This window comes from Streptomyces sp. NPDC048481, assembly GCF_043200075.1.
GTDB lineage: Bacteria > Actinomycetota > Actinomycetes > Streptomycetales > Streptomycetaceae > Streptomyces.
In genome coordinates this window covers 242,962-269,256 of record NZ_JBICXC010000006.1, presented here as the reverse complement: position 1 = coordinate 269,256, position 26,295 = coordinate 242,962, and the positions used below count along the sequence as shown (strand labels likewise).

The following is a 26,295-nucleotide window of genomic DNA, read 5'->3' as shown; positions in this document are numbered from 1 at the left end:
TGGGTGTGCCGGAGGGCGGTGCGCGACGGCTGCCGGAAGCGTGACAGATTTGACGCGACCATGCCATAAGGGGTCGGCAAAGGGTCGTCCCGACTCACGGACCCGCCGCGTCCGCCCCCCTCGGGACGGACGGGCGGCGCTCACAACCGGCCGGCGCGCGCTGTGCGCCGGGCTTAACCCCCGGCCGCCGGTCCGGGAGACACCTGCGTAATGCACGGTTCGTACCGTCACAGAGGCTTGCAGAGGCTCTCACCAGGCTGATCGTCAGACAGAAAGGGGCGCCCGTGGCCGCGCCGGACCCGCGGACCGACAGCGCGACCGAGACGAGCGTGCGCACGGTCTGCTCGTACTGCGGTGTCGGCTGCGGCATGGTCCTCGACATCGGCTCCGGGCCGGACGGCCGTCGCACCGTGCTCAAGGCGTCCGGCGACAAACGGCATCCGGCGAACCTCGGCCGGCTGTGCACCAAGGGCGCGACCACCGCCGACATGCTCGCCGCGCCCGGCCGTCTGAGCACCGCCCTGGTGCGCGCGGACCGCGGCGAGCAACCGGAGGCCGCCCCCGTCGAGGCGGCGATCGCCGAGACGGCGCGACGGCTGCGGAAGATCGTCGACGAGCACGGCCCCGACGCCGTCGCCCTCTACGTGTCCGGGCAGATGAGCCTGGAAGCGCAGTACCTGGCGAACAAGCTCGCCAAGGGGTACCTGCGCACCAACAACATCGAGTCGAACTCCCGGCTGTGCATGGCCAGTGCGGCGACCGGCTACAAGCTGTCCCTGGGGGCCGACGGCCCGCCCGGCTCCTACGACGACCTCGACCGGGCGGACGTCTTCCTCGTCATCGGCTCCAACATGGCCGACTGCCACCCCGTCCTCTTCCTGCGCATGATGGACCGGGTGAAAGCGGGCGCGAAACTGATCGTCGTCGACCCGCGCCGCACCGCCACCGCCGCCAAGGCGGACCTGTTCCTCCAGATCAGACCCGGCGCCGACCTGGCCCTGCTCAACGGTCTGCTGCACCTGCTGCACGAGAACGGCCACACCGACCCCGACTTCGTCGCCGCGCACACCGAGGGCTGGGAGGCGATGCCGGACTTCCTCGCCGACTATCCGCCGGCCACCGTCGCCGGGCTCACCGGCATCCCCGAGGCCGACCTGCGCGAGGCCGCCCGGCTGATCGGCGAGGCGCAGGAGTGGACCAGCTGCTGGACCATGGGCCTCAACCAGTCCACGCACGGCACCTGGAACACCAACGCGCTCATCAACCTCCACCTCGCCACGGGCGCCATCTGCCGCCCCGGCAGCGGCCCCTTCTCCCTGACCGGCCAGCCCAACGCCATGGGCGGCCGGGAGATGGGGTACATGGGGCCGGGGCTGCCCGGACAGCGCTCCGTCCTCGTGGACGGCGATCGCGCCTTCGTCGAGCGGATGTGGGGACTCGCACCGGGCACGATCAGGGCCGACGGCGTCGGCAAGGGCACCGTGGAGATGTTCCGCAAGCTGGCCGACGGGGAGATCCGGGCCTGCTGGATCATCTGCACCAATCCGGTCGCCTCCGTCGCCAACCGCAGGACGGTCATCGAGGGCCTGGAGGCCGCCGAGTTCGTCGTCACCCAGGACGTCTTCGCCGACACCGAGACCAACGCCTACGCCGACGTCGTCCTGCCCGCCGCCCTGTGGACCGAGACCGAGGGCGTCCTCGTCAACAGCGAACGCAATCTCACCCTCGCCCGCCCCGCCGCCGACGCGCCGGGAGAGGCCATGGCCGACTGGCGGCTCATCGCGGCCGTCGCCCGCGCCATGGGGTACGAGAGCGGCTTCTCCTACGACAGCGCGGAGCAGATCTTCGAGGAGATCAAGCAGGCGCACAATCCCGCCACCGGGTACGACCTGCGCGGCGTCACCTACGACCGGCTGCGCTCCGGCCCCGTGCAGTGGCCGGCCCCGGCCGCCGACGGCCCCGACCGCAACCCCGTCCGGTACGTGAACGACGACGGCTCGCCCACCTTCCCGACCCCGTCCGGCCGCGCCGTCTTCCATCCGCGTCCGCACGTCCCGCCCGCCGAGATGCCCGACGAGGACTACCCGTTCGTGCTGAACACCGGCCGTCTTCAGCACCAGTGGCACACCCTGACCAAGACCGCCCGGGTGGCCAGGCTGAACAAGCTCGACCCCGGCCCGTTCGTCGAGGTGCACCCCGAGGACGCGGCCGCGCTGGGCCTGGCCGACGGCGACTCCGTCGAGGTCGCCTCGCGGCGCGGGCGGGCCGTGCTGCCCGCCGTCGTCACCGACCGGGTGCTGCCCGGCTCCTGCTTCGCGCCCTTCCACTGGAACGACCTGTTCGGCGAGTACCTCAGCGTGAACGCGGTCACCGGCGACGCCGTCGACCCGCTGTCCTTCCAGCCCGAACTCAAGGTGTGCGCGGTGTCCCTGACGAAGGTGTCGACACCGGTGTCCGTGCAGCTCCCGCCGGACGGGGCGCCGGCCACACCGGCCGCCCCCCTCGCCGCAGGGGCCCGCGTGCCGGCCGCTGCGGACTCGGCCCACGGCCCCGGCACGGGCACGCAGGCGGCATTCGGCGGAGCGCTCGTCCCCACCGGCGTCCCTGCCCCGGCGGCCGCCGTGTTCGGCCTGGAGCCGGCCCCGCCGCCGGTCCTGACCGAACCGGAACGCCGCTATCTGGTGGGCTTCCTCGCGGGCATCCCGGCCGGCGCTCCGGGAGTCCCGGTCCTGCCGCCGGACGCCCCGTTCAGCCCCGAACACGCCGACTGGGTCAACGGCGCCCTGGCCGGCATGTACTCCCGCGCCGCCGCCCCCGCGGCCGCCCCGGCGCGGCAGGTCGTCATCCTCTGGGCGTCGCAGACCGGCACCGCGGAGGACTTCGCCGCCGCCACCGCCACCCGGATCACCGAGGGCGGACACGCGGCCTCCCTGATCGCCATGGACGAGGCCGACCCCGCGGCCCTGCCCTCCGACGCCGACCTGCTGCTGATCACCAGCACCTTCGGCGACGGCGACGCGCCCGACAACGGCGCCGGCTTCTGGGACGGCCTCGCCGCGCTGGACACCGGACGGCTGGCGGGCCGCCGCTACTCCGTCCTCGCCTTCGGGGACTCCTCCTACGACGACTTCTGCGGGCACGGCAGACGGCTGGACCACCGGATGGACGAGCTGGGCGCGCTCCGGCTGGCCCCGCGCACCGACTGCGAACCCGACTACGAGACGGAGGCGGAGGCCTGGCTGGACCAGGTGCTCACCGCGCTGAAGGAGGCCACGGAGCTGCGGCCCGAGGCCCTCGCAGGGCCCCGCGCCGCGCGACCGGCCGCCCCGGCCGGGCACCCGTCCGCCGCGCTCACCCCGCCCACCGCCACCCTCTCCCGCCCCACGCCCGTTGCCCCCACGGCCCTTGCCTCCGCCGCCGTCCCGGCGGCCGGCCGCCCGGCCCCCGCGGCCGCGCCCCGGTCCCGGCGTCCCGCCCCCGTCATCGCCCGCCTCACCGGCAACCGGCTGCTGAGCCGCCCCGGCTCCGGCAAGGAGGTCCGGCGCTTCACCTTCGACACCCGCGACAGCGAGACCCCGCTCCTCTACGAGGCCGGGGACGCGCTCGGCGTACGGCCCCTCAACTCGCCCGCCCTGGTGGCGGAGTGGCTGGCCGCGACCGGGCTGGAGGCGCACACGCCCGTGCGGCTCGACGCCGTCGGCGAGGCCCCCCTCGGTGAGGCGCTGCTGCGCCACCTCGACATCACCCGGATCACCCCGGCCCTGCTCCGCTTCACCGCCGACCGCACCCGCGACCCGCGCGAACTGCGCAAGCTGCTGCGCCCCGACAACAGGGACGAGCTGGCCAAGTGGTCGTGGGGCCGCCAGGCCGTCGACGTCGTGGCGGAATCCGGGGTCCGCGCCGACGCCCAGGAATGGGCCGAACTGCTGGGGCGGCTCCAGCCGCGGCTGTACTCCATATCGTCCAGCCCGCTGACCGACCCCCACCTCGTCTCGCTCACGGTGTCCGTGGTGCGCTACGAGAACCTGGCCGGACGGCCCCGCCAGGGCGTCTGCTCGCCGTTCCTCGCCGACGCGCCTGCCGGCGCCGAGGTCCCCGTCCACGTCCAGCGCTCCCCGCACTTCCGCCCGCCCGCCGACCCGGCCGCCCCGATGGTGATGGTCGGGCCGGGCACCGGCGTCGCGCCCTTCATCGGCTTCCTCCAGGAACGCCGGGCGCGCGGGCACCGGGGCCCCAACTGGCTGTTCTTCGGCGAGCAGCGCCGGGCGACCGACTTCTACTACGAGGAGGAGCTGACCGCTCTGCTCGCCGACGGCTCCCTGACCCGTCTCGACACCGCCTTCTCGCGCGACCAGCGGGCCAAGGTGTACGTCCAGGACCGCATCCGCGAGCACGGCTCCCAGCTGTGGTCGTGGCTCCAGGACGGAGCCCACCTCTACGTCTGCGGCGACGCCTCCCGCATGGCGAAGGACGTGGACCGGGCCCTGCGCGACGTCGCCGTCGTCCACGGCGGTCTGGGCGAGGCGGAGGCGGCGGCCCATGTGAAGCAACTCGCCTCGGACAAGCGGTACGTGCGGGACGTGTACTGACGGGAGTCACCAAAAGTGACCGGGATGCGCGGGTGCATCAAGTGGCGTTCCGCCGAAGAGAGTTGATATTCAGCCATCGCGGCGCGTCTGTGTTCGTTTATCCAACAGGAGTGGACAAGATCTGACGCACCCTCCCGTCCGTGCGGAGCCGCACGGTTCGCCCTGAGGAAGGTCGTGTCATGACCCACTCGCACGAGTCGTCCATGGACCGAACGGACCGCCCCCGCCCGGCGGAACCGCACCGCACGCCGAGGCCGGCGGTCAGCCGCCGCCGTCTGCTGGAAGGGTCGGCCGCCGTCCTCGGCGCGCTCGCCCTGTCCGCCCCCTCCACCGGCCACCGGGCCGTCGCGGCGGACGCCCCGCCCGAGTGGAACGGCAGGATCGACCTCTTCCGCCTCGGCGCCGAGGCCCCGCACACCACGCTCATGCCGTACGCGGACCTCGCCCAGGCCCTCGCCGCCGACCGCACCCGTTCCCCGTACCGCCTGAGCCTCGACGGAACCTGGAGATTCGCCTACTCCGACCGCCCCGCCGACCGGGACGCCGACTTCCACCGCACCGACCTCGACGACAGCGGCTGGGACACGATCCCCGTGCCCTCCGCCTGGCAGTTGCACGGTTACGACCGCCCCATCTACGTCAACATCACCTACCCCTGGTGGGGACCCAACGGCCTCGGCGAGGAGGCCCGGCCGCCCGCCGCACCCACCCGCCGCAACCCGGTCGGCCAGTACCGGCGCACCTTCACCGTCCCGCGCGGCTGGGCGGGACGCCGGACGTTCCTCCACTTCGAGGGGGTCAAGTCGGCGCACTACGTGTGGATCAACGGCACGATGGTCGGCTACCACGAGGACTCCTACGACCCCGCCGAGTACGACATCACTGCGCACCTGCGGCCGGGCGTCAACCGGATCGCCGTCGAGGTCTACCGCTACTCCGACGGCGACTGGCTGGAGGACCAGGACATGATCCGGCTGAGCGGCATCTTCCGCTCGGTCTACCTCTGGTCGGCGCCGTCCGTGCACCTGCGCGACTTCCGGCTGGAGACCCCGCTCAGCGACGACCACCGGGCCGCCGAGCTGGCGGTCACCGCGAGCGTGCGGGACTACGGCGGCCGGGGCGCCGGCCGCTACTCCGTCGAGACGCAGCTCTACGACGCGGGCGGGCACCCGGTGTGGCCGCGCCCCCTGCAACAGGCCGTCGCCCTCGACGGGGGCGACGAGAAGACCGTCCGGGCCGCCAGGGCCGTGCCCTCGCCACGCCTGTGGTCGGCCGAGCACCCCGAGCTGTACACCGCCGTCCTGCGCCTGCGCGACCCGGCCGGCACGGTGATCGAGACGCTCTCCCACCGGGTCGGCCTGCGCGAGTTCGCCCTCAAGGACGGCCTGATGCGCATCAACGGCAAGCCGGTGTCGCTGCGGGGGACCAACCGCCACGAGATGCACCCCCGGCACGGCTCCGCCCTCACCCGCGCGGACATGGTCGAGGACATCGGCGTCATCAAACGGCTCAACATCAACACCGTCCGCACCTCGCACTACCCCAACAACCCCCAGTGGCTCGAACTCGCCGACGAGTACGGCCTGTACCTCGTCGACGAGACCAACCTGGAGACCCACGGCATCCGGGGCGAGTACCCCGGCGACCACCCCGAGTGGACGGCCGCCTGCGTGGCCCGCGCCCAGAGCATGGTCCACCGCGACAAGAACCACGCGTCGGTCGTCATCTGGTCCCTCGGCAACGAGGCCGGCGGCGGCAGCACCTTCACCGCCATGCACGACTGGATCCGCTCCTACGACACCACCCGCGTCATCCAGTACGAGGGCGACGACCGCCCCGGGATCAGCGACATCCGCTCCGAGATGTACGACAGCCCCGCCCGCGTCGCGGCACGGGCCGCGGACACGAGCGACGCCCGGCCGTACGTCATGATCGAGTACTCGCACGCCATGGGGAACTCCAGCGGCAACTTCACGAAGTACTGGGACCTCGTGCGCCGCCACGACGTGCTCCAGGGCGGCTGGATCTGGGACTTCGCCGACCAGGCCCTCGACTGGCCCACCCCGACCCGCAAGCTGTTCACCGAGGCCGGACCGGCCGCGCTGCGCGGGGAGATCGTCGCCCCCAGCGGCGCCTTCACCCGTGACAAGGGGGTCAGCGGCGGCACCGTCTTCGCCCGGGACGAGCGCCTCGACCTCACCGGCTCCCTCACGCTGGAGGCCTGGGTCACGCCGGGGGTGACCGGCTACCACCAGCCCATCCTCGCCAAGGGCGACACCCACTACGCCCTCAAGCAGTCCGACGCGAGACTGGAGTTCTTCATCTACGGCAGCGGCCAGTGGGCGGCCGCCGACTGGCCGCTGCCGGACGGCTGGACCGGCGCCGAGCACCATGTGGCGGGCGTCTTCGACGCGACGGCGGGCACCGTGACCCTGTACGCCGACGGCGTGCGCCGGGCCACCCGGACCACCACCGTGCGCCCCGCCGTGAACACCGCGCCCCTGTCCCTGGCCACCGACGTCGACAACCCGACCCGCGAGTTCAGCGGCACCGTGCGGCGGGCGCGGGTGTACGCCCGGGCGCTGACCGCCGCCGAACTGGCCGACGCCGGACGCGGTCCCGGCGACGACGGCGTGCGGTTCTGGTTCGACGCGGCCACCGTCGCCTTCACCGAGAAGCGGCCTCGCGAGCGGACCTTCCGCGCCTACGGCGGCGACTGGGGCGACAACCCCAACGACGGGGCGTTCTCCGGCGACGGCATCGTCACCGCCGACCGCGCACCGACCGGCAAGTCCGCCGAGGTGAAGCGCGTCTACCAGGCGATCCAGGCGGAGCCCGCCGACGGCCGCCCCCTCGTGCCCGGCGCGGCCGTCACCCTCACCAACGAGTACCTCTTCACCGGCGTCCGCGCGTTCGACGGCCGGTGGGAACTCGTCGCCGACGGCAAGGCGGTGCAGCACGGACGGCTGAGCCGCGCCCAGCTCGACGTCGCGCCGCTGTCGGCCAAGGACGTCACCGTGCCGTTCAGCCTGCCGCGCGACCCCGCCCCGGGCACGGAGTACTTCCTCAACCTGTCGTTCACCACCAGGGAGAACGCCAAGTGGGCGAAGGCCGGCCACGAGGTGGCCCGCCGGCAGCTCCCCGTCGACGCCGGCGCACCCGCCGTCACCCCCGTGCCGCTGGGCTCCGTCCCGGCCCTGCGCCACCGGGACGGCGCCACGACGGTCACCGTCACGGGCCGGGACTTCACCGTCACCGTCGACAAGCGCAGCGGCCTCATCACCTCCTACCGGGCCGGCGGGGTCCCCCTCCTGGTCTCCGGGCCCGCGCCCAACTTCTGGCGCGCCCCCACCGACAACGACCGCGGCAACGGCCAGCACACCCGCAACCAGACCTGGCGCGACGCCGGCGCCCGCCGCACGGTGACCGAGGTGCGCGTCCGCGCGCTGCGCGACCGGGCCGTGGAGATCAAGGTGACCGGCACCCTGCCCACGACGACGCCCTCGGCCTGCACCACCGTCTACACCGTCTTCGGCAACGGCGAGATCAAGGTCGACAACACGCTCCACCCCGGCGCCCCGAACCTGCCCTACATCCCGGAGGTCGGCACCCTGCTCTTCCTGCCCGCCCGCCTGGAGCACCTGCACTACTACGGCCGCGGCCCCGAGGAGAACCACTGGGACCGCAACGACGCCACCGACGTCGGCCTGTACTCCGGCGCCGTCACCGCCCAGCGGACCCCCTATCTGCGCCCGCAGGAGAGCGGCAACAAGACCGACGTCCGCTGGGCCGCCCTCACCGACGCCCACGGCGCCGGCCTGCTCGTCAGCGGCGAACCGCTCCTGGAGGTCAACGCCTCGCACTTCACCCCCGAGGACCTGTCGGTCGGGGCGCGGCACGACTACCAGCTCACCCCGCGCAAGGAGGTCGTCCTGCGCCTGAACCACCGTCAGATGGGCGTGGGCGGCGACAACAGCTGGGGCGCGCACACCCACGACGAGTACAAGCTGTTCGCCGACCGCGACTACGCGTACACCTACCGGCTGCGGCCGCTGACCGACGTCGCCGGGGCCACCGGAGCCTCCCGGCGGCCCACCGCGACGTCGTAGCGGTCTCGCCCGGCGGCAGACGAGAGCGGGAGGGGCCGGGCCGTCACGGGGGCACGGGACGCGGGCGCAGGGGGGCCCGCGTCCCGCGGCCCGGGCACTCGGACCGCGGCGGGATCTCGTAGGGTCGGGATGTACGACAGCCACTCCGAGGGATTCGCGGACTTCACGGAAAAGGAAGACTTCATGCCCGAGCAGGACGAACGCTTCGACGTCGTGGTGCTCGGCGCCGGGCCCGGCGGATATGTCGCCGCGGTCCGCGCCGCCCAGCTGGGCAAGCGCGTCGCCGTCGTCGAGGAGAAGTACTGGGGCGGCGTCTGCCTCAACGTGGGCTGCATCCCCACCAAGGCGCTGCTGCGCAACGCCGAACTCGCCCACATCGTCACCCGTGAGGCGAAGACCTTCGGCATCAAGGTCGACGGGCAGGTCTCCTTCGACTACGGGGAGGCGTACCGGCGCAGCCGCAAGGTCGCCGACGGCCGGGTCAAGGGCGTCCACTACCTGATGAAGAAGAACAAGATCACCGAGTTCGACGGCCGGGGCGACTTCGTCGACGACCACACCCTCCGGGTGACCGGCTACGACGGGGAGACCCGCACCCTCGGATTCGACCACTGCGTCATCGCCACCGGCGCCACCCCCAAGCTGCTCCCCGGCACCAAGCGCAGTGCGCGCGTGGTGACGTACGAGGAGCAGATCCTCGCCGACGACCTCCCGCGGTCGATCGTCGTCGCGGGTGCGGGCGCCATCGGCATCGAGTTCGCCTACGTCCTGCACAACTACGGCGTGAAGGTCACGATCGTCGAGTTCCTGGACCGGGTCGCGCCCCTGGAGGACGCCGAGGTCTCCGCCGAGCTCGCCAAGCAGTACCGCAAGCTGGGCATCGACGTGCTCACCTCCACCCGGGTCGAGTCCATCGACGAGTCGGGTCCGCAGGTGCGGGTCACCGTGACCGGCAAGGACGGCGCCCAGCAGGTCCTGGAGGCCGACAAGGTCCTCCAGGCGATCGGCTTCGCCCCGAACGTGACCGGGTACGGGCTGGAGAACACCGGCGTCAAGCTCACCGACCGCGGCGCGATCGACGTCGACGGCCGCTGCCGCACCTCCGTGCCGCACATCTACGCCATCGGCGACGTCACCGCCAAGCTCATGCTCGCGCACACCGCCGAGGCGATGGGCGTGATCGCCGCGGAGACCCTCGCGGACGCGGAGACCATGGAGCTGGACTACGTCATGATCCCGCGGGCGACCTACTGCCAGCCCCAGATCGCCAGCTTCGGCTACACCGAGGCCCAGGCCCGCGAACTCGGCCACGACGTCAAGGTCGCCAAGTTCCCGTTCACCGCGAACGGCAAGGCGCACGGCCTCGGCGACGCCACCGGCTTCGTCAAGCTGATCAGCGACGCCCGCTACGGCGAACTCCTCGGCGGCCACCTCATCGGCCCCGACGTCACCGAACTGCTTCCCGAGCTGACCCTGGCCCAGCAGTGGGACCTCACCGTCCACGAGGTGGCGCGCAACGTGCACGCCCACCCCACCCTGGGCGAGGCGGTCAAGGAGGCCGTCCACGGCCTGGCCGGCCACATGATCAACATGTAGCTCCCGCGCACGCGCACGGCGGGCCCGTTCACCCGGACGGGCCCGCCGCGCTCGCCGCCGCCGCGCGTCCGCGATGTGCTGACCTCCTCGCGTTCCGGCGCCGCCGAGAGGAGCACGCCCGATGAGCCCGACCTCCCCGCACGGCGGCCCGGCCGGCAACCCGCACGGCCGCCCGGCCGCCGACGGCCCGCACGGTGAGATCGGCACCGCCTGGTCCGTCCCGCGCGGCGGCCCGCCCCGGCCGGCTCCTCCCGCCCGCCGGCCCGACGGCGTGGTCTTCGCCGGCGTCCTCATGTTGTGCGGCGGCGTCCTCGCCGTCCTCCAGGGCATCGCGGCCGTCGCCGACGACGACGTGTACGCCCGCGTCGGCTCCTCCGTCTACGATCTCGGCCTCACCGGCTGGGGCTGGATCCACATCGTGTTCGGCGCCCTCGCGGCCGTCACCGGCGCGGCCCTGCTCAAGGGCGTGAGGGGCGCCCGCCACCCGGGCGTCCTCCTCGCCGCCCTGAGTCTCGTCGCCCAGTTCCTGTTCCTGCCCCACGCGCCGCTCTGGTCGCTCACCCTCATGGCGATCGACGTGTTCGTGATCCACTCCCTGACGACCTGGCCGGCCGGCGCCACCCGCCCCGACGTGACGTGACGTGACGTGAGCGTTGCGCCGGTGCGGGACGCCCGGCGTCGATGTCGGATTCCCGCCAGCGACGCGGCGGCCGCGGGGCGATCCTGGACGCATGCGGAACGGGATGTACACCGACAGGGAGCGCTGTGTGCGCGCCGTCCGGTCCAAGGACGCGCGCTTCGACGGCTGGTTCTACACGGCGGTGCTGACCACCGGCATCTACTGCCGGCCCAGCTGCCCGGCCGTGCCGCCCAAGCCGCGGAACATGGTGTTCCAGCCGAGCGCCGCCGCCTGCCAGCAGGCCGGCTTTCGCGCGTGCAAGCGCTGCCGTCCCGACACCAGCCCCGGCTCACCGGAGTGGAACCAGCGCGCCGACCTCGTCGCCCGCGCCATGCGGCTGATCGCCGACGGCGTCGTCGACCGCGAGGGCGTGCCCGGCCTCGCCGCCCGGCTCGGCTACAGCAGCCGCCAGGTGGAACGCCAGCTCCTCGCCGAAGTCGGCGCCGGCCCCCTGGCGCTGGCCAGGGCGCAGCGCGCCCGGACCGCCCGGCTCCTCGTCGAAACGACCGAACTGCCCATGGCGGACGTCGCGTTCGCCGCCGGCTTCTCCTCGGTGCGCACCTTCAACGACACCGTGCGCGAGGTCTTCGCACTCACCCCGACCGAACTGCGCGCCCGCGTCCCGCACCGCACACCGGAGCTTCCCGCGGCCGGCGCGGGCACACTGGCCCTGCGCCTGCCGTTCCGCGCCCCCCTCAACCCGGACAACCTCTTCGGGCATCTGGCCGCGACCGGCGTCCCCGGGGTGGAGGAGTGGCGGGGCGGCGCGTTCCGCCGCACGCTCCGGCTGCCGTACGGGCACGGCGTCGTGGCGCTCACCCCGCGCCCCGACCACATCGGCTGCCGTCTCACCCTCAGCGACCTGCGCGACCTCACCGTCGCCATCAGCCGGTGCCGGCGCATGCTCGACCTGGACGCCGATCCGGTCGCCGTCGACGACCAGTTGCGCACGGACCCGCTGCTCGCGCCCCTCGTGGACAAGGCCCCCGGCCGCCGCGTGCCGCGCACGGTCGACGAGGCCGAGTTCGCGGTCCGCGCCGTGCTGGGCCAACAGGTCTCCACCGCCGCGGCCCGCACCCACGCGGCCCGGCTGGTCGCCGCCCACGGCGATCCGGTCGACGACCCCGAAGGCGGCCTCACCCACCTGTTCCCCACTCCCGAGGCGCTCGCCGCCGTCGACCCCGGCTCCCTGGCGATGCCCCGCGCCCGGCGCGCCACCTTCACCGGCCTGGTCGGCCGGCTGGCCGACGGCACACTCCAGCTGGGAGTGGAGAGCGACTGGGCGAAGGCGCGCGAACAGCTGCTCGCACTGCCCGGCTTCGGCCCCTGGACGGTCGACGTCATCGCGATGCGCGCCCTCGGCGACCCCGACGCCTTCCTGCCCACCGACCTCGGAATCCGGCGCGCCGCACGCGAGTTGGGCCTGCCCGCCACCCCGGCGGCGCTCACCGCCCGCGCGGCCGCCTGGCGGCCCTGGCGGGCGTACGCCGTCCAGTACCTGTGGGCGACCGACAGCCACCCCGTCAACTTCCTCCCGGTATAAGGACGTTCCGTGAAACAGCACACCGTCGTCGACAGTCCCTACGGAGACCTCACCCTCGTCGCGGACGACGGCGTCCTGTGCGGCCTCTACATGACCGGACAGCGCCACCGCCCGCCCCAGGAGGACTTCGGCCCCCGCGACGACAGCCCCTTCGACGAGGCCGAGGAACAGCTGGCCGCCTACTTCGCCGGCGAGTCGAAGGAGTTCACCCTCGAACTGCGCCTGCACGGAACCCCGTTCCAGCGCAGCGTCTGGGACCGGCTGCGGTCGATCCCGTACGGCGAGACCCGGAGCTACGGCGAACTCGCCAGAGCCCTAGGCAGCCCCGCCGCCTCCCGCGCGGTGGGCCTGGCCAACGGCAGGAACCCCGTCGGCATCATCGTCCCCTGCCACCGCGTGATCGGCGCGGGCGGCGGCCTCACCGGCTACGGCGGCGGCCTGGACCGCAAACAGCGCCTGCTGGACTTCGAACGGGGCGCACCCTCCGGGGGCACGCTGTTCTGAAGCGCGTCGGCGGGGGAGGGCCGGCGGACCCCCGCCGGCGATGCGCCCCCGAGGGCTCAGACCGCGCCGGAACCGGCCAGCTCGCGCAGCAGCCTGGGCAGCGACGTCCCGATCGGCTCCCGGACGACCTCGTCGGCGATCTCGTCGTACGGCGTCGGCTCGGCGTTGACGACGACCAGCCGGGCCCCGTGGTCGGCGGCGACGCCGACCAGCCCGGCGGCGGGATGCACCTGGAGGCTGCTGCCGACCGCGAGGAAGACCTGGCACGCCTTGGCGACGGCGGCGGCCCGGCCCAGCACCACCGGGTCGAGACGCTCACCGAACATCACGGTCGCCGGTTTCAGCACACCGCCGCACCGCCCGCACGGCGGATCCGCCTCCCCGGCCTCGACCCGCGCCAGCGCGTCCCGCATCGGGCCCTGCTCGTGGCACGCGGTGCACACCACGCGCCGTGCCGTCCCGTGCAGCTCGAACACCTTGCGCGCCGGCATGCCCGCGAGCTGGTGCAGCCCGTCCACGTTCTGGGTGATCACCCGCACCGGCGTCCCCGAACGCTCCAGTTCGGCCACCGCGCGGTGCGCCGCGTTGGGCCCGGCCGACAGGGCCCCGACCCGCAGACGCATCTGCCACGACCGCCGGCGGATCTCGGGATCGCCCATGTAGGACGCGTATGTGACGAGCTTCTCGGCCTCGGGATCGCGCCGCCACAGCCCGTCGGGACCGCGGTAGTCGGGGATGCCGGAGTCGGTGGAGATCCCGGCCCCGCTGAGGAGGGCGACAAGGGGCTTGCTCATGAAGGGGAGCGTAGGGCGGGGCGCGCCGCCGTCGCGAGCGGATATCGGCGGGGCGGCGTTCAGCCCGCCGGGCGGCCGTTCTCCAGCTCGGCGGTCAGCGAGCCGTCGTCGAGGGCGTCCAGCGCCGCCAGCACCCGGTGGCCCAGCGAGCCCAGCAGGAAGCCGGTCAGCTCCTCGCGCGCAACCAGCCGCCAGGACAACAGCTCCGACTCCTGGAGCCGGATCGCCCCGAGATCGTCCTCGTCCAGGACGCCGCCGTCGTACACGTACGCCACCTGCGGCGGCCGGTGCGCACCGAGCACCCAGTCCACCGCGAGCAGCCGTCCGGGCTCGCGGTCCAGGCCGATCTCCTCCAGCGTCTCGCGGCGTGCCCCGGCGCGCGGGCTCTCGCCCTCGTCGGACTCGATCGTGCCGCCCGGCAGGGCCCAGCCCGCCCGGTAGTTGGGCTCGACGAGAAGGACCCGCCCCCCGGCGTCACGGAAGATCGTGGCCGCGCCGGCCAGGACACGGGGCAGGGAGGCGACGTAGGCGGCGAAGTCGCTGCTGGAAGTGCTCATCAGGGAAGGGTAGACGGCGGCGCCCCGGCCGGTCCGGCGTCCCGCGGGTCCTCCCCGTGAGCGCCCCGCGACTCGGCCAGCCGCAGCGTCCGGCGCGCCAGATCGCCGATGCGTGAGCCGTCGAAACCGGACACCGCGCTGCGCACGGTGTCCTGGAGGGGCTCGGTCCACCGGGAGGGGATCGCCGAGGCCCCCACGAGGACCCCGGCCACCGAACCGGCCGTCGCCCCGTTGGAGTCGGTGTCCAGGCCGCCGCGCACGGTGAGCGCGATCGTCGCGGTGAAGTCGCCGCCGCCGTAGAGCAGTCCCGCGGTGAGGACGGCGACGTTCGGGACGACGTGGATCCAGTGCGCGCCCGCGGTCTCCCGTGTCATCGTCGCGAGGGCGTCCTCCCAGCTCAGACCGGCGGCGTGCAGGGAGGCGACCCGGCGCACCGTACGCGCCAGACGGCTGCCCGCGGGGACGACGGCGAGTGCCTCGTCCAGCGCGTGGCGCACCGTCGGCGCCGTGAACGCCGCGGAGACCAGCGCCGCCGCGAACATCGCGCCGTACACGCCGTTGCCGGTGTGCGAGAGGACCGCGTCGCGGCGGGCCCGGGCGGCGGCGAGGCGGGGGCGACCCGGGCAGGTCCAGCCGTGGATGTCGGCGCGGATCAAAGCGCCGATCCACTCCTGCCAGGGATTGTCGTACGTCGCCGTGAGCGGCGGCTTCAGTCCGGCGGTGAGGTTGCGGTAGGCGGCCCGCTCGGCGGTGAACGTCTGCAGATACGGCAGCCGCAGCAGCCACAGCTCGCCGACCTGCTCGGTGGTGAAGCCGAAGCCGTGCGTCTCCAGCAGGTCGAGTCCGAGGATCGCGTAGTCGACGTCGTCGTCGCGGCAGCTGCCGTGGATCCGGCCGCGTACGCACTCACGCCACTCCGGGCGCAGCAGCCGGGTGTCCTCGTCGTCGGCGGGCTCGGGGAAGTAGTCGGTGAGCGGCAGGGCGCCGGCCCGCCGCAGAAAGCGGTCGATGCGCTCGCGGGTCCACACCTCGCCCTGCTCGACCGGCTTGCCGAGCATGTTGCCCGCGATCCGGCCCAGCCAGCCTCCGAGGACGCGGTCGGCGAGCTCCGGTCCGTCGGCCACAGCGGTCATTCCTCCGGTCTACCCGATCGCGGCGCATCCCGCCCGGTCTTCCCCGGTCCGGGGCCGGTCCGCGCCGCTCCGGCGGGCGCGTCCAGGGTGCGGGCGCCGCATGACGGCGGGGGCGTCGTGCGGTTAAGGTCACAGCGGCGCGACTGGCCCTGACGTGCGCGGGGCCCGGAGAGCAAGGGGATGGCAAGGTGGCGGACGCTGCAACGCAGGGCACCCGACGGGTGCTCGTGGCCGCGGACAAGTTCAAGGGCTCGCTGACGGCCGTGCAGGTCGCCGAGCGGGTGACGGCGGGGCTGCGCCGGGCCGTACCGGACGTCGAGGTGACGGCCCTGCCCGTCGCCGACGGCGGTGACGGCACCGTGGCCGCGGCGGTCGCGGCCGGCTTCGAGCGCCGGGAGGTGCGGGTCGCCGGACCCCTCGGCGACGAGGTGACCGCGGCGTTCGCGGTGCGCGGCGACACGGCGGTGGTGGAGATGGCCGAGGCGAGCGGGCTGCAACGGCTCCCCGAGGGCGTCCTCGCCCCGCTCACGGCGTCCACGTACGGCTCGGGGCAGCTGCTGCGCGCCGCGCTGGACGAAGGCGTCCGGACGATCGTGTTCGGCGTGGGCGGCAGCGCGACGACGGACGGCGGCGCGGGCATGCTGTCGGCCCTCGGCGCGCGGTTCCTCGACGCGGACGGCGAGCCGGTGGCGCCGGGCGGCGGCGGTCTCGCGGACCTGGCGCGGGCCGACCTGTCGGGGCTGGACCCCCGGCTGCCGGCCGTGGAGCTGGTCCTGGCGAGCGACGTCGACAACCCGCTGACCGGTCCGAAGGGCGCGCCCGCCGTCTACGGGCCGCAGAAGGGCGCCTCGCCGGACGACGTCGGGACGCTGGACGCGGCGCTCGTCCACTTCGCGAAGATCCTGGAGGCCGAGGCGGGCCCGAGGGCCGCGGAGTACGCGGCGGCGCCAGGCGCGGGCGCCGCGGGCGGCATCGGCTACGGGGCGCTGCTGGTGGGCGCCCGCTTCCGCGCCGGCATCGAGGTCATGCTCGACGTGCTGGGTTTCGCGGCGGCGCTGGAGCCGGCCGAGCTGGTCATCACGGGGGAGGGCTCGCTCGACGAGCAGACCCTGCACGGCAAGGCTCCCGCGGGCGTGGCCGCGGCCGCCCGCGCGGCCGGCAAGGACGTCGTCGCGGTGTGCGGCCGCCTCCAGCTCCCGCCGGAGGCACTGGGACGGGCCGGGATCCGCCGGGCCTACCCCCTGACCGACGAGGAGCCGGACGTGGCGGCCTGCATCGCCGACGCGGGACCGATCCTGGAGCGCGTCGCGGAGCGGATCGGCCGGGACTTCCTGACCTAGGGGAGCGGGATCAGCTCGCCGTCGGTCTGCCGGAAGTAGCTGCCGTGGCCCAGGCCCTCCACCTTGCCGTTGTGGAACCACTGCCTCGACATGGTGTGGACGGTCTCCGCGGTCGTCTCCCAGACCAGGGAGTGACCCGCGCCGGCCAGGCAGAACATCAGCGTCTTCGCTCCCTTGACGGCGTCGTAGAGGGCCGGCACGGAGAAGCGCAGGACGTCCGGGAACGTCGCGGGGCTGTTGGCGGTCCGGTCCAGCTCGCCGTGGACGATGAGCAGGGGGATCCTCGTGCCGAGGACCCGCGTCCCGGCCGGGTCCTCGTGCGGGGCGGTCCGGCTGTTCCAGCCCCAGGAGTAGGTGTTCCGGTACCGCAGGACGCCCTCGTAGACGCCCGGCGCCTCCTCGTGTCCCCACTTGGCGGTGACGGGGTCGTCCTGCACGCAGGCGTCCCAGGCGCGCTCGTCCACCCCGGGCTCCCAGAACGCGGGGGTGCTCGCCAGCGACGCCTTGAAGCCGGTCTTGCCGGCGACGTGCATCGGGAAGCCGAACATGTTCGCCGGCCTGGACACGGGCAGCGTCGCGGCGTCCGGCGGGCGTCCGAAGGGATCGTCGGGCTTCTCCGACCAGCGCCCCTTCGGCGGGAAGATCGGGGCGAGCAGGAACATGCTCTCGACGTCCCCGGGATGCTGAAGGGCGTACGGGCCCATCACGAGTGCGGCCGCGGACCAGCCGACGAACCGTACCGGCTTGTCCAGTCCGGGCAGGTCCCTGATGAACCGGACCACCGTCTCGAGCTCCGCGGTCTCGCTCTCGGTGTTGCCCAGCTCGTGGGGGTACGGGGGCAGGGCGGAGCACGGTTCCGGGAGCGGATGGGGGACGAGGACCGACTGCTGCTGCGTCGGATTGGCGTTGCAGGGCTCGTCCATCACCCTCGGGTGCGGCGACCGGCCGGAGCCCTGGAGATCCATGAGGAAGACGTCGTATCCGTCCTGGGCGAGTTCCTGGGCCCAGCTGTACCGGGTGGCGCGGCCCCCGGGCACCGGCGCCAGGTCGAACCCCGCCAGTGCCGGGACGCTTCGGCCGTGCAGCATGAGGACGGGCTTGTGGGGGTTGTCGCCGTGGATGCCGTCGTACTCCCTGACGGGGAGCTGCACCGGATCCCCGTAGTTCGCCGGGATCTTCGAGACGTGCGGCACCAAATGTTCTCTGAGGACGAGTGAGGGCATGGCTCAGCTCCGAAAGGTGCGAAGAGGGGCGAATGTGTCATAATCCCCCCTTTCCCCGGTCCTCTTCCTCCTCACTCTCCGCAACCGCGCGCGGATCGCGGGTAGTTGACGGGTCAAGAGCACACGACGGACGTCCTTGAACGAGAAACGGGTGTGGCCCGGACCTCGATGGTCCGGGCCACACCCGTCATACGCCGTGACAAGGTCAGGGCAGCTGCGCCGCCCGGGCCTCGCGTCGGTTGTCGCGGAAGTTGTTCACCCGGCGGGCCGTGGCGAACAGCGGGATGACCGCGCCCATGACCAGCTGCAGCGCGCAGCCCGTCTGGAGCAGGAGCTGACCGCTCGGGGCGTCGAACGCCCAGGCCGCCAGCAGGCCCATCGACAGCACGATCCAGGCGAGCATCGCGCCGGCGAGGCGGCCCCGCGGCTTCGGGTACTCGACCCGGCTCACCATCAGCCAGGCGGTGCCCAGGATGGCCATGAGCGTCGCCGCGAACGGCAGCTCGAGGAGCACGATGGAGACGACCGTGAGCGCGCCGAACGGCGACGGCATGCCCTGGAAGGTGCCGTCCTTGACGGTGACGCACGAGAATCTCGCGAGCCTGAGCACCACCGCCAGCAGCACCACGATCGCGCCGACCGCCGCGACCCGCTGGTGCGCGTCGTCGGCGACCATGCCGTAGACCAGGACGAAGTACGCCGGGGCCAGGCCGAAGCTGATCAGGTCCGACAGGTTGTCCAGCTCGGCGCCCATCGGCGAGGAGCGGAGCTTGCGCGCGACCAGGCCGTCGAAGAGGTCGAAGACGGCCGCGCAGAGCATCAGGATGACCGCCGTGGCGGCGCTGTGCCGGGCCATGCCCGACTCCTGGCTGCCGGTGAGGTGCGGGATCAGGATGCCCGTGGTGGTGAAGTACACCGCCATGAAGCCGCACGTGGCGTTGCCGAGGGTGAGGGTGTCCGCTATCGACAGACGCAGCGAGAGGGGCATCTCCTCGTCGTCGTCCACGTCGTCGGCCTCGGGCACCCAGCCCGCCTGGGTCTCCGGGTCAATCACGGTCAATGCGAGTCACCCCTGCCACGGTCTTCTGCCCCACCTCGACCGCGACCTCCACGCCCTCGGGCAGGTAGACGTCGACGCGCGAGCCGAAACGGATCAGGCCGATCCGCTCGCCCTGCTCGACCTTCGTGCCCTCGGGGATGTAGGGGACGATGCGGCGCGCGACGGCTCCGGCGATCTGGATCATCTCGATGTCACCGAGTTCGGTGTCGAAGTGCCAGACGACGCGCTCGTTGTTCTCGCTCTCCTTGTTGAACGCCGGCACGAACCCGCCGGGGATGTGCTCGACCGACGTCACGGTGCCGGCCAGCGGCGCGCGGTTGACGTGGACGTTGAGCGGGCTCATGAAGATCGCGACCCGGGTGCGTCCGTCCTTCCACGGCATGATGCTCTGCACCACACCGTCGGCGGGCGAGATGACCCGGCCCGGGGCGATCTCGCGCTCCGGGTCGCGGAAGAACCACAGCATGCCCGCCGCGAGAGCGGTGGCGGGCACGGCGACGGCCTTGGCGGCGCCCGAGCGGCGGGCGCGCAGCAGGCTGACGGCTGCGGTGGCGACGGTCGGCAGGAGCCACGGCGATGCTCCGCGCGCGAGGCGTGCGCCTACCAGGCTGTCGCGGTGTGCAGAGGTTTGGCTGTGGGGCATGGATGACCTTCGTAGCGGATGATGCCGCGCTTCGACGGGGGGACGGCGGCTTTCCGCGATCGTAGCGGTTCGGGGCCACAACTGGGTAAGCCAGGAAGCGGAGTCGACGGCCGGGGAAAGTTGACGGGGTGTGATCTTCTTCTCGAAGAAAACACCCCCAACCGGGACAATCAGCCCTGGAACCGATACTCCTCGAGCAATCTGCGCCCGATGATCATTTTCTGGATTTCGGCGGTGCCTTCACCGATCAGCAACATCGGGGCCTCGCGGTAGAGGCGCTCGATCTCGTACTCCTTGGAGAAGCCGTACCCGCCGTGGATCCGGAAGGAGTCCTCCACGACCTCCTTGCAGTACTCGGAGGCGAGGTACTTCGCCATCCCTGCTTCGAGGTCGTTTCGTTCTCCCGAGTCCTTTTTGCGTGCGGCGTTCACCATCATCGCATGGGCGGCCTCGACCTTGGTAGCCATCTCGGCCAGCTTGAACTGGATGGCCTGGTGCTGGGCGATCGGCTTGCCGAACGTGTGCCGCTGCTGGGCGTACCGGACGCCGAGTTCGAAGGCACGCTGAGCGACGCCGCAGCCACGCGCCGCGACATTGACGCGGCCAACCTCGACCCCATCCATCATTTGGTAAAAACCTCGTCCGGTGACCCCGCCGAGCACCCGATCGGCGGAAAGCCGCAGGCCGTCCATGATCAGCTCGGTGGTGTCGACGCCCTTGTAGCCCATCTTGTCGATCTTGCCCGGGATGGTCAGGCCGGGGCGGACCTCGCCGAAGCCGGGCTCCTTCTCGATGAGGAAGGTCGTCATGGACTTGTGGGGCGCCGTGCCCTCGGGGTGTCCTTCGTCACTTTTGACCAGAACGGCCACCAGGGACGAGGTTCCGCCGTTCGTGAGCCACATCTTCTGGCCGTTGAGGACGTACTCGTCGCCGTCCTTCACCGCCTTCGACGTGATCGCGGACACGTCCGAGCCGAGGGCCGGCTCCGACATGGAGAACGCGCCGCGGATGTCGCCGGCCGCCATCCTCGGCAGGTAGTGGTCCTTCTGCTCCTGCGTGCCGTGCTGCTTGAGCATGTACGCCACGATGAAGTGGGTGTTGATGATGCCCGAGACGGACATCCAGCCACGGGCGATCTCCTCCACGCACAAGGCGTAGGTGAGGAGCGACTCGCCCAGACCGCCGTACTCCTCGGGGATCATCAGGCCGAACAGGCCCAACTCCTTGAGCCCGTCGACGATCTGCTGCGGGTACTCGTCGCGGTGCTCCAGCTCGGTCGCGACCGGGATGATCTCCTTGTCCACGAAGTCGCGGACGGTGGAGAGGATCTCCTGCTGGACGTCGGTCAGACCGGCGGTCTGGGCGAGGCGGGCCATCGATCAGCCTTCCTGAAGTTCCGGGCGGCCGGGCTGCTCGCCGCCGCGCTCCTTGATGTACGTCTCGGTCGGCACCATCACCTTGCGGCGGAACACGCAGACCAGGGTGCCGTCCTGCTTGTAGCCCTTGGTCTCGACGTACACGATGCCGCGGTCGTTCTTCGACTTGGACGGCCACTTGTCCAGCACGGTGGTCTGACCGTAGATCGTGTCGCCGTGGAACGTCGGCGCGACGTGCTTGAGCGACTCGATCTCCAGGTTGGCGATCGCCTTGCCGGAGACGTCCGGCACGGACATGCCGAGCAGGAGCGAGTAGATGTAGTTGCCCACGACGACGTTCTTGCCGAAATCGGTCGTCTTCTCCGCATAGTTCGCGTCCATGTGGAGGGGGTGGTGGTTCATGGTGAGGAGACAGAACAGGTGGTCGTCGTACTCGGTGACCGTCTTGCCCGGCCAGTGCTTGTACGTCGCCCCGACCTCGAACTCCTCGTAGGTGCGTCCGAACTGCATCGCGCCCAGCGCTCCTTAGTTGTCGGGGGTCTCGAACTTCGACGTGCGCCGCATGCCGGCCGCCCGTCCCTTGCCGGAGATGACCAGCGCCATCTTGCGGCTGGCCTCGTCGATCATCTCGTCGCCGAGCATCGCCGAGCCCTTCTTCCCGCCCGCCTCGGACGTGTAGTAGTCGTAGGCGTCCAGGATCAGCTCGGCGTGGTCGTAGTCCTCCTGCGACGGCGAGAAGATCTCGTTGGACGCCTCGACCTGGCCCGGGTGCAGCACCCACTTGCCGTCGAAGCCCAGCGCGGCGGCGCGCTGCGCGACCGCGCGGTAGCCGTCCACGTTGCGGATCTGCAGGTAGGGGCCGTCGATCGCCTGGAGGTCGTTGGCGCGGGCCGCCATCAGGATCTTCATCAGGATGTAGTGGTAGGCGTCCGCCGGGTAACCGGGCGGCTGCTCGCCCACGACCAGCGACTTCATGTTGATGGAGGCCATGAAGTCGGCCGGGCCGAAGATGATCGTCTCGATGCGCGGCGAGGCCTGCGCGATCTCGTTGACGTTGTTCAGGCCCTGCGCGTTCTCGATCTGCGCCTCGATGCCGATGCGGCCGACCTCGAAGCCCATGGTCTTCTCGATCTGCGTCAGGAGCAGGTCCAGGGCGACGACCTGCTGGGCGTTCTGCACCTTCGGCAGCATGATGCAGTCGAGGTTGGGGCCGGCGCCCTCGACGACCGTGACGACGTCGCGGTACGTCCACTCGGTCGTCCAGTCGTTGACGCGCACGACCCTCGTCTTGCCCGTCCAGTCGCCCTCGTTGAGGAACTTGACGATGGTGTGCCGGGCCTCGGGCTTGGCGAGCGGCGCGCACGCGTCCTCGAGGTCCAGGAAGACCTGGTCGGCCGGCAGACCTTGCGCCTTCTCCAGGAAGCGGGGGTTGCTGCCCGGAACGGCGAGACAGGAGCGCCGCGGACGAAGACGGTTGACAGTCATGCGGGGACCTCCAGGGGGTCGAGCTTGTTCGCTTTGCGGATCTCGTCGACGATGCGGCCGATGATTCCGGTGATGTCGAAGTCCTTCGGGGTGAAGACCGCGGCGACGCCCGCGGCCCTGAGCTGCTCGGCGTCCCCGTTCGGGATGATGCCACCGGCGATCACCGGGATGTCTGTGGCACCGGCCACACGGAGCCGTTCGAGGACGTCCGGCACCAGCTGGGCGTGCGATCCGGAGAGGATGGACAGGCCCACGGCGTGGACGTCCTCCTCCAGCGCGGCGTCCACGATCTGCTCGGGCGTCAGCCGGATGCCCTGGTAGACCACCTCGAACCCGGCGTCACGGGCGCGCACGGCGATCTGCTCGGCGCCGTTGGAGTGACCGTCCAGGCCCGGCTTGCCGACCAGGAAGCGCAGTTTGCCCACGCCCATGTCCTTCGCGGTCAGGTCGACCCTGCGGCGCACGTCGGACATGGCCGAACCCTCCTCCGCGGGGACCGCCACCGGCGCGGACGACACGCCCGTCGGTGCGCGGAACTCGCCGAACACCTCGCGCAGCGCCCCGGCCCACTCGCCGGTCGTGACCCCGGCGCGGGCGCACTCCAGGGTGGCCTCCATGAGGTTGGCGGTGCCCTTCGCGGCCTCCTTCAGCTTCTCCAGCGCCTTGCAGGGGCGCGGGTGGTTGAAGGGCGGCTGGTAGCGCGTGTCGCGCCAGTTCTGAAGGGAGGCGACGACGCGGGCCTCGACAGCCGGGTCGACCGTCTGGATCGCGGTGTCGAGGTCGGCGGTCAGCGGGTTGGGCTCGGTCGTCTCGAAGATGTTGACGCCGATGATCTTCTCCTGCCCGGACTCGATCCGGGCCCGGCGCTCGGCGTGCGAGGAGACCAGCTGCGACTTGAGGTAGCCGGACTCGACGGCGGCCATCGCGCCGCCCATCTCCTGGATCCGCCCGATCTCGGCGAGGGACGCCTCGACCAGCTCGGCGACCTTGGCCTCGATCACGTGCGAACCGTCGAAGATGTCCTCGTACTCCAGCAGGTCGCTCTCGTGGGCGAGGACCTGCTGGATGCGCAGGCTCCACTGCTGGTCCCAGGGCCGGGGCAGCCCTAGCGCCTCGTTCCAGGCGGGCAGCTGCACGGCACGCGCGCGGGCGTCCTTCGACAGCGTCACGGCGAGCATCTCCAGCACGATCCGCTGGACGTTGTTCTCCGGCTGCGCCTCGGTCAGCCCCAGCGAGTTGACCTGGACGCCGTAGCGGAAGCGGCGCTGCTTGGGGTTCTCGATGCCGTAGCGCTCACGGGTGACCTGGTCCCAGATGCGGCCGAAGGCGCGCATCTTGCACATCTCCTCGACGAAGCGGACGCCCGCGTTCACGAAGAAGGAGATGCGGGCGACGACGTCGCCGAACTTCTCGGCCGGCACCTGCCCGGAGTCCCGGACGGCGTCCAGCACGGCGATCGCCGTGGACATCGCGTACGCGATCTCCTGCACCGGCGTGGCCCCGGCCTCCTGCAGGTGGTAGCTGCAGATGTTGATCGGGTTCCACTTCGGCATGTGGGAGACCGTGTACGCGATCATGTCCGTCGTCAGGCGCAGGCTCGGTCCCGGCGGGAAGACGTGCGTCCCGCGGGACAGGTACTCCTTGACGATGTCGTTCTGGGTCGTGCCCTGGAGCAGGGTGACGTCGGCGCCCTGCTCCTCGGCGACGACCTGGTAGAGCGCCAGCAGCCACATGGCGGTGGCGTTGATCGTCATCGAGGTGTTCATCTGCTCCAGGGGGATGTCCTGGAACAGCCTGCGCATGTCGCCGAGATGGGCCACCGGCACGCCGACCCGGCCGACCTCGCCGCGGGCGAGGACGTGGTCGGAGTCGTACCCGGTCTGGGTCGGCAGGTCGAACGCGACCGACAGACCCGTCTGCCCCTTGGCGAGGTTGCGCCGGTACAGCTCGTTGGACGCCTCGGCCGTGGAGTGACCGGCGTACGTGCGCATGAGCCACGGCCGGTCCTTCTCCCGCTTTCCTTCGGCGGACTGACGCTCAGTCATCTATGACCCCGGGTGTCTCAGATGTTGCGGAAGCGGTTGATGGCGTCGATGTGCTGGGCGCGCTTGGCCTCGTCTCGCACGCCCAGGCCCTCCTCGGGTGCCAGCGCGAGGACGCCGACCTTGCCCTGGTGGAGGTTGCGGTGCACGTCGTAGGCGGCCTGGCCGGTGTCCTCCAGCGAGTACACCTTCGACAGCGTCGGGTGGATCTTGCCCTTCGCGATCAGCCGGTTGGCCTCCCAGGCCTCGCGGTAGTTGGCGAAGTGCGAGCCGATGATCCGCTTCAGGGACATCCACAGGTAGCGGTTGTCGTACTGGTGCATGTAGCCCGAGGTCGAGGCGCAGGTGGTGATGGTGCCGCCCTTGCGGGTGACGTACACGGAGGCGCCGAACGTCTCGCGTCCGGGGTGCTCGAAGACGATGTCGATGTCCTCGCCGCCGGTGAGTTCGCGGATGCGCTTGCCGAAGCGCTTCCACTCCTTGGGGTCCTGGGTGTTCTCGTCCTTCCAGAACCGGTAGTCCTCGGCGGTGCGGTCGATGATCGCCTCGGCGCCCATGGACCGGCAGATCTCCGCTTTCTGCGGCGAGGAGACGACACAGATCGGGTTGGCGCCGCCGGCCAGCGCGAACTGGGTGGCGTAGCTGCCGAGGCCGCCGCTGGCGCCCCAGATCAGGACGTTGTCGCCCTGCTTCATGCCGGCGCCGTTGCGGGAGACCAGCTGCCGGTAGGCGGTGGAGTTGACGAGGCCGGGGGCGGCCGCCTCCTCCCAGCTCAGGTGGTCCGGCTTGGGCATCAGCTGGTTGGACTTGACGAGCGCGATCTCCGCGAGCCCGCCGAAGTTGGTCTCGAAGCCCCAGATGCGCTGCTCGGGGTCGAGCATCGTGTCGTTGTGGCCGTCCGAGGACTCCAGCTCGACGGAGAGGCAGTGCGCGACGACCTCGTCGCCGGGGTGCCAGGCGTTGACGCCGGGACCGGTGCGCAGGACGACGCCCGCGAGGTCGGAGCCGATGACGTGGTACGGCAGGTCGTGCCGCTTGGTGAGCTCGCTGAGCCTGCCGTAGCGCTCCAGGAAGGAGAACGTCGAGACGGGCTCGAAGATCGAGGTCCACACGGAGTTGTAGTTGACCGAGGAGGCCATGACGGCCACCAGGGCCTCGCCGGGGCCGAGTTCGGGCAGGGCCACCTCGTCCAGGTGGATCGACTTGCGCGGGTCCTTGTCCCGGGTCTCCAGGCCCGCGAACATCTCCGCCTCGTCCTTGTGCACGGTGATCGCGCGGTAGGACTCGGGGAGCGGCAGGGCGGCGAAGTCGGCCGACGTCGAGTCCGGCGACTGGATCGCGTCCAGGATCTTCTGCATGGTCACGGTGTTGCCTCCGGCGGTGAACGCCCTGAGGGAGGGGCGCTGAGGGTTACGGCGGTGCTGCTGAGGGTGTGATGGAAGGTGCCGTCGGTTCGGCGGTGTGCTGTTCGGCGGCGCTTTGTGGCGCGGGAGGTTGCCTGTGACGCAGGCGTCCGGGCGCGCGACCCATGAGGTTGCGGGGACAGCCGGCGTACGTGTGATCGCTGCACGCCGGCCGCCCGGACACCTTCAACGTATGACACCGCGTGTCACCTCGCAAGG

18 protein-coding genes are annotated in these 26,295 nt (G+C 71.8%); 7 read left to right on the top strand and 11 right to left on the bottom strand.

Annotation, left to right across the window (positions count from 1 at the left end; translation table 11 throughout):
• The first annotated feature begins 284 nt into the window (after nucleotides 1–284).
• The 6 genes from ACGFSH_RS20635 (at nucleotide 285) to ACGFSH_RS20610 (ending at nucleotide 13,020) form a co-directional block, all read left to right on the top strand.
• Nucleotides 285–4,589: a molybdopterin-dependent oxidoreductase gene (locus ACGFSH_RS20635; protein WP_393350553.1), complete on the top strand. Its 4,305-nt coding sequence runs from the start codon at nucleotides 285–287 to the stop codon at nucleotides 4,587–4,589.
• A gap of 203 nt (nucleotides 4,590–4,792) precedes the next feature.
• A complete protein-coding gene (locus tag ACGFSH_RS20630) occupies nucleotides 4,793–8,698 on the top strand; it encodes a glycoside hydrolase family 2 TIM barrel-domain containing protein (protein WP_393350886.1) in 3,906 nt (1,301 codons plus the stop codon).
• A gap of 183 nt (nucleotides 8,699–8,881) precedes the next feature.
• Nucleotides 8,882–10,294, top strand: a complete 1,413-nt coding sequence (gene lpdA, locus ACGFSH_RS20625) for a dihydrolipoyl dehydrogenase (RefSeq protein ID WP_393350550.1) — start codon at nucleotides 8,882–8,884, stop codon at nucleotides 10,292–10,294.
• A gap of 121 nt (nucleotides 10,295–10,415) precedes the next feature.
• A complete protein-coding gene (locus ACGFSH_RS20620) occupies nucleotides 10,416–10,934 on the top strand; it encodes a hypothetical protein (RefSeq protein WP_393350547.1) in 519 nt (172 codons plus the stop codon).
• Between the two features lie 91 nt (nucleotides 10,935–11,025).
• Nucleotides 11,026–12,516: an AlkA N-terminal domain-containing protein gene (locus ACGFSH_RS20615; RefSeq protein ID WP_393350544.1), complete on the top strand. Its 1,491-nt coding sequence runs from the start codon at nucleotides 11,026–11,028 to the stop codon at nucleotides 12,514–12,516.
• A gap of 9 nt (nucleotides 12,517–12,525) precedes the next feature.
• Complete coding sequence (locus ACGFSH_RS20610; RefSeq protein WP_393350541.1) at nucleotides 12,526–13,020, top strand: methylated-DNA--[protein]-cysteine S-methyltransferase; 495 nt, start codon at nucleotides 12,526–12,528, stop codon at nucleotides 13,018–13,020.
• Nucleotides 13,021–13,076: 56 nt separating this feature from the next.
• Here ACGFSH_RS20610 and ACGFSH_RS20605 read toward each other — a convergent pair whose 3' ends face one another.
• Genes ACGFSH_RS20605 through ACGFSH_RS20595 form a run of 3 tightly spaced genes read right to left on the bottom strand, consistent with a single transcriptional unit; the run spans nucleotide 13,077 to nucleotide 15,504 of the window.
• Complete coding sequence (locus ACGFSH_RS20605) at nucleotides 13,077–13,814, bottom strand: NAD-dependent deacetylase (RefSeq protein ID WP_393350538.1); 738 nt, start codon at nucleotides 13,812–13,814, stop codon at nucleotides 13,077–13,079.
• A gap of 59 nt (nucleotides 13,815–13,873) precedes the next feature.
• Nucleotides 13,874–14,371, bottom strand: coding sequence for an NUDIX domain-containing protein (locus ACGFSH_RS20600; RefSeq protein ID WP_393350535.1), 498 nt, complete (start codon nucleotides 14,369–14,371; stop codon nucleotides 13,874–13,876).
• A complete protein-coding gene (locus ACGFSH_RS20595) occupies nucleotides 14,371–15,504 on the bottom strand; it encodes an ADP-ribosylglycohydrolase family protein (protein WP_393350532.1) in 1,134 nt (377 codons plus the stop codon). The genes ACGFSH_RS20600 and ACGFSH_RS20595 overlap by 1 nt, the downstream gene beginning before the upstream one ends.
• 221 nt (nucleotides 15,505–15,725) lie before the next feature.
• Here ACGFSH_RS20595 and ACGFSH_RS20590 point away from each other — a divergent pair, with 221 nt between their 5' ends.
• The gene (locus ACGFSH_RS20590) at nucleotides 15,726–16,844 is read left to right on the top strand and encodes a glycerate kinase (protein ID WP_393350883.1); all 1,119 of its coding nucleotides are present in this window, start codon (nucleotides 15,726–15,728) and stop codon (nucleotides 16,842–16,844) included.
• On the opposite strand, the gene ACGFSH_RS20585 is transcribed toward ACGFSH_RS20590, so the two are convergent.
• The 8 genes from ACGFSH_RS20585 to ccrA all read right to left on the bottom strand — a co-directional run bounded on the left by ACGFSH_RS20585 (nucleotide 16,841) and on the right by ccrA (nucleotide 26,031).
• Nucleotides 16,841–18,037 (bottom strand): alpha/beta hydrolase, encoded by a 1,197-nt coding sequence (locus ACGFSH_RS20585; RefSeq protein WP_393350529.1) that lies wholly within the window; start codon nucleotides 18,035–18,037, stop codon nucleotides 16,841–16,843. The genes ACGFSH_RS20590 and ACGFSH_RS20585 overlap by 4 nt on opposite strands.
• Before the next feature lie 235 nt (nucleotides 18,038–18,272).
• Complete coding sequence (gene pssA, locus ACGFSH_RS20580; RefSeq protein WP_069771773.1) at nucleotides 18,273–19,091, bottom strand: CDP-diacylglycerol--serine O-phosphatidyltransferase; 819 nt, start codon at nucleotides 19,089–19,091, stop codon at nucleotides 18,273–18,275.
• 22 nt (nucleotides 19,092–19,113) lie between these two features.
• Nucleotides 19,114–19,770 carry a phosphatidylserine decarboxylase gene (locus ACGFSH_RS20575; protein ID WP_329415105.1) on the bottom strand — a complete coding sequence of 219 codons (657 nt, stop codon included), beginning with the start codon at nucleotides 19,768–19,770 and terminating at the stop codon, nucleotides 19,114–19,116.
• Between the two features lie 170 nt (nucleotides 19,771–19,940).
• A complete protein-coding gene (locus ACGFSH_RS20570; RefSeq protein WP_393350526.1) occupies nucleotides 19,941–21,146 on the bottom strand; it encodes an acyl-CoA dehydrogenase family protein in 1,206 nt (401 codons plus the stop codon).
• 3 nt (nucleotides 21,147–21,149) lie between these two features.
• A complete protein-coding gene (locus ACGFSH_RS20565) occupies nucleotides 21,150–21,656 on the bottom strand; it encodes a MaoC family dehydratase (protein WP_393350523.1) in 507 nt (168 codons plus the stop codon).
• A gap of 15 nt (nucleotides 21,657–21,671) precedes the next feature.
• On the bottom strand, nucleotides 21,672–22,631 hold the full coding sequence (locus ACGFSH_RS20560; RefSeq protein ID WP_393350520.1) for an HpcH/HpaI aldolase/citrate lyase family protein: 960 nt from the start codon (nucleotides 22,629–22,631) through the stop codon (nucleotides 21,672–21,674).
• Nucleotides 22,628–24,676, bottom strand: coding sequence for a protein meaA (locus ACGFSH_RS20555; protein ID WP_393350518.1), 2,049 nt, complete (start codon nucleotides 24,674–24,676; stop codon nucleotides 22,628–22,630). Before ACGFSH_RS20555 ends, ACGFSH_RS20560 begins: the two co-directional genes overlap by 4 nt.
• 17 nt (nucleotides 24,677–24,693) lie before the next feature.
• Nucleotides 24,694–26,031: a crotonyl-CoA carboxylase/reductase gene (ccrA, locus tag ACGFSH_RS20550; protein WP_393350881.1), complete on the bottom strand. Its 1,338-nt coding sequence runs from the start codon at nucleotides 26,029–26,031 to the stop codon at nucleotides 24,694–24,696.
• Nucleotides 26,032–26,295 lie beyond the last annotated feature (264 nt).

Coding starts and splice junctions, on each gene's coding strand:
- ACGFSH_RS20630 (WP_393350886.1), top strand. CDS start 4,793: ATGGACCGAACGGACCGCCCCCGCCCGGCGGAACCGCACCGCACGCCG.
- lpdA (WP_393350550.1), top strand. CDS start 8,882: ATGCCCGAGCAGGACGAACGCTTCGACGTCGTGGTGCTCGGCGCCGGG.
- ACGFSH_RS20620 (WP_393350547.1), top strand. CDS start 10,416: ATGAGCCCGACCTCCCCGCACGGCGGCCCGGCCGGCAACCCGCACGGC.
- ACGFSH_RS20615 (WP_393350544.1), top strand. CDS start 11,026: ATGCGGAACGGGATGTACACCGACAGGGAGCGCTGTGTGCGCGCCGTC.
- ACGFSH_RS20605 (WP_393350538.1), bottom strand. CDS start 13,814: ATGAGCAAGCCCCTTGTCGCCCTCCTCAGCGGGGCCGGGATCTCCACC.
- ACGFSH_RS20600 (WP_393350535.1), bottom strand. CDS start 14,371: ATGAGCACTTCCAGCAGCGACTTCGCCGCCTACGTCGCCTCCCTGCCC.
- ACGFSH_RS20595 (WP_393350532.1), bottom strand. CDS start 15,504: ATGACCGCTGTGGCCGACGGACCGGAGCTCGCCGACCGCGTCCTCGGA.
- ACGFSH_RS20575 (WP_329415105.1), bottom strand. CDS start 19,770: ATGCCCCACAGCCAAACCTCTGCACACCGCGACAGCCTGGTAGGCGCA.
- ACGFSH_RS20570 (WP_393350526.1), bottom strand. CDS start 21,146: ATGGCCCGCCTCGCCCAGACCGCCGGTCTGACCGACGTCCAGCAGGAG.
- ACGFSH_RS20565 (WP_393350523.1), bottom strand. CDS start 21,656: ATGCAGTTCGGACGCACCTACGAGGAGTTCGAGGTCGGGGCGACGTAC.
- ACGFSH_RS20560 (WP_393350520.1), bottom strand. CDS start 22,631: ATGACTGTCAACCGTCTTCGTCCGCGGCGCTCCTGTCTCGCCGTTCCG.
- ACGFSH_RS20555 (WP_393350518.1), bottom strand. CDS start 24,676: ATGACTGAGCGTCAGTCCGCCGAAGGAAAGCGGGAGAAGGACCGGCCG.
- ccrA (WP_393350881.1), bottom strand. CDS start 26,031: ATGCAGAAGATCCTGGACGCGATCCAGTCGCCGGACTCGACGTCGGCC.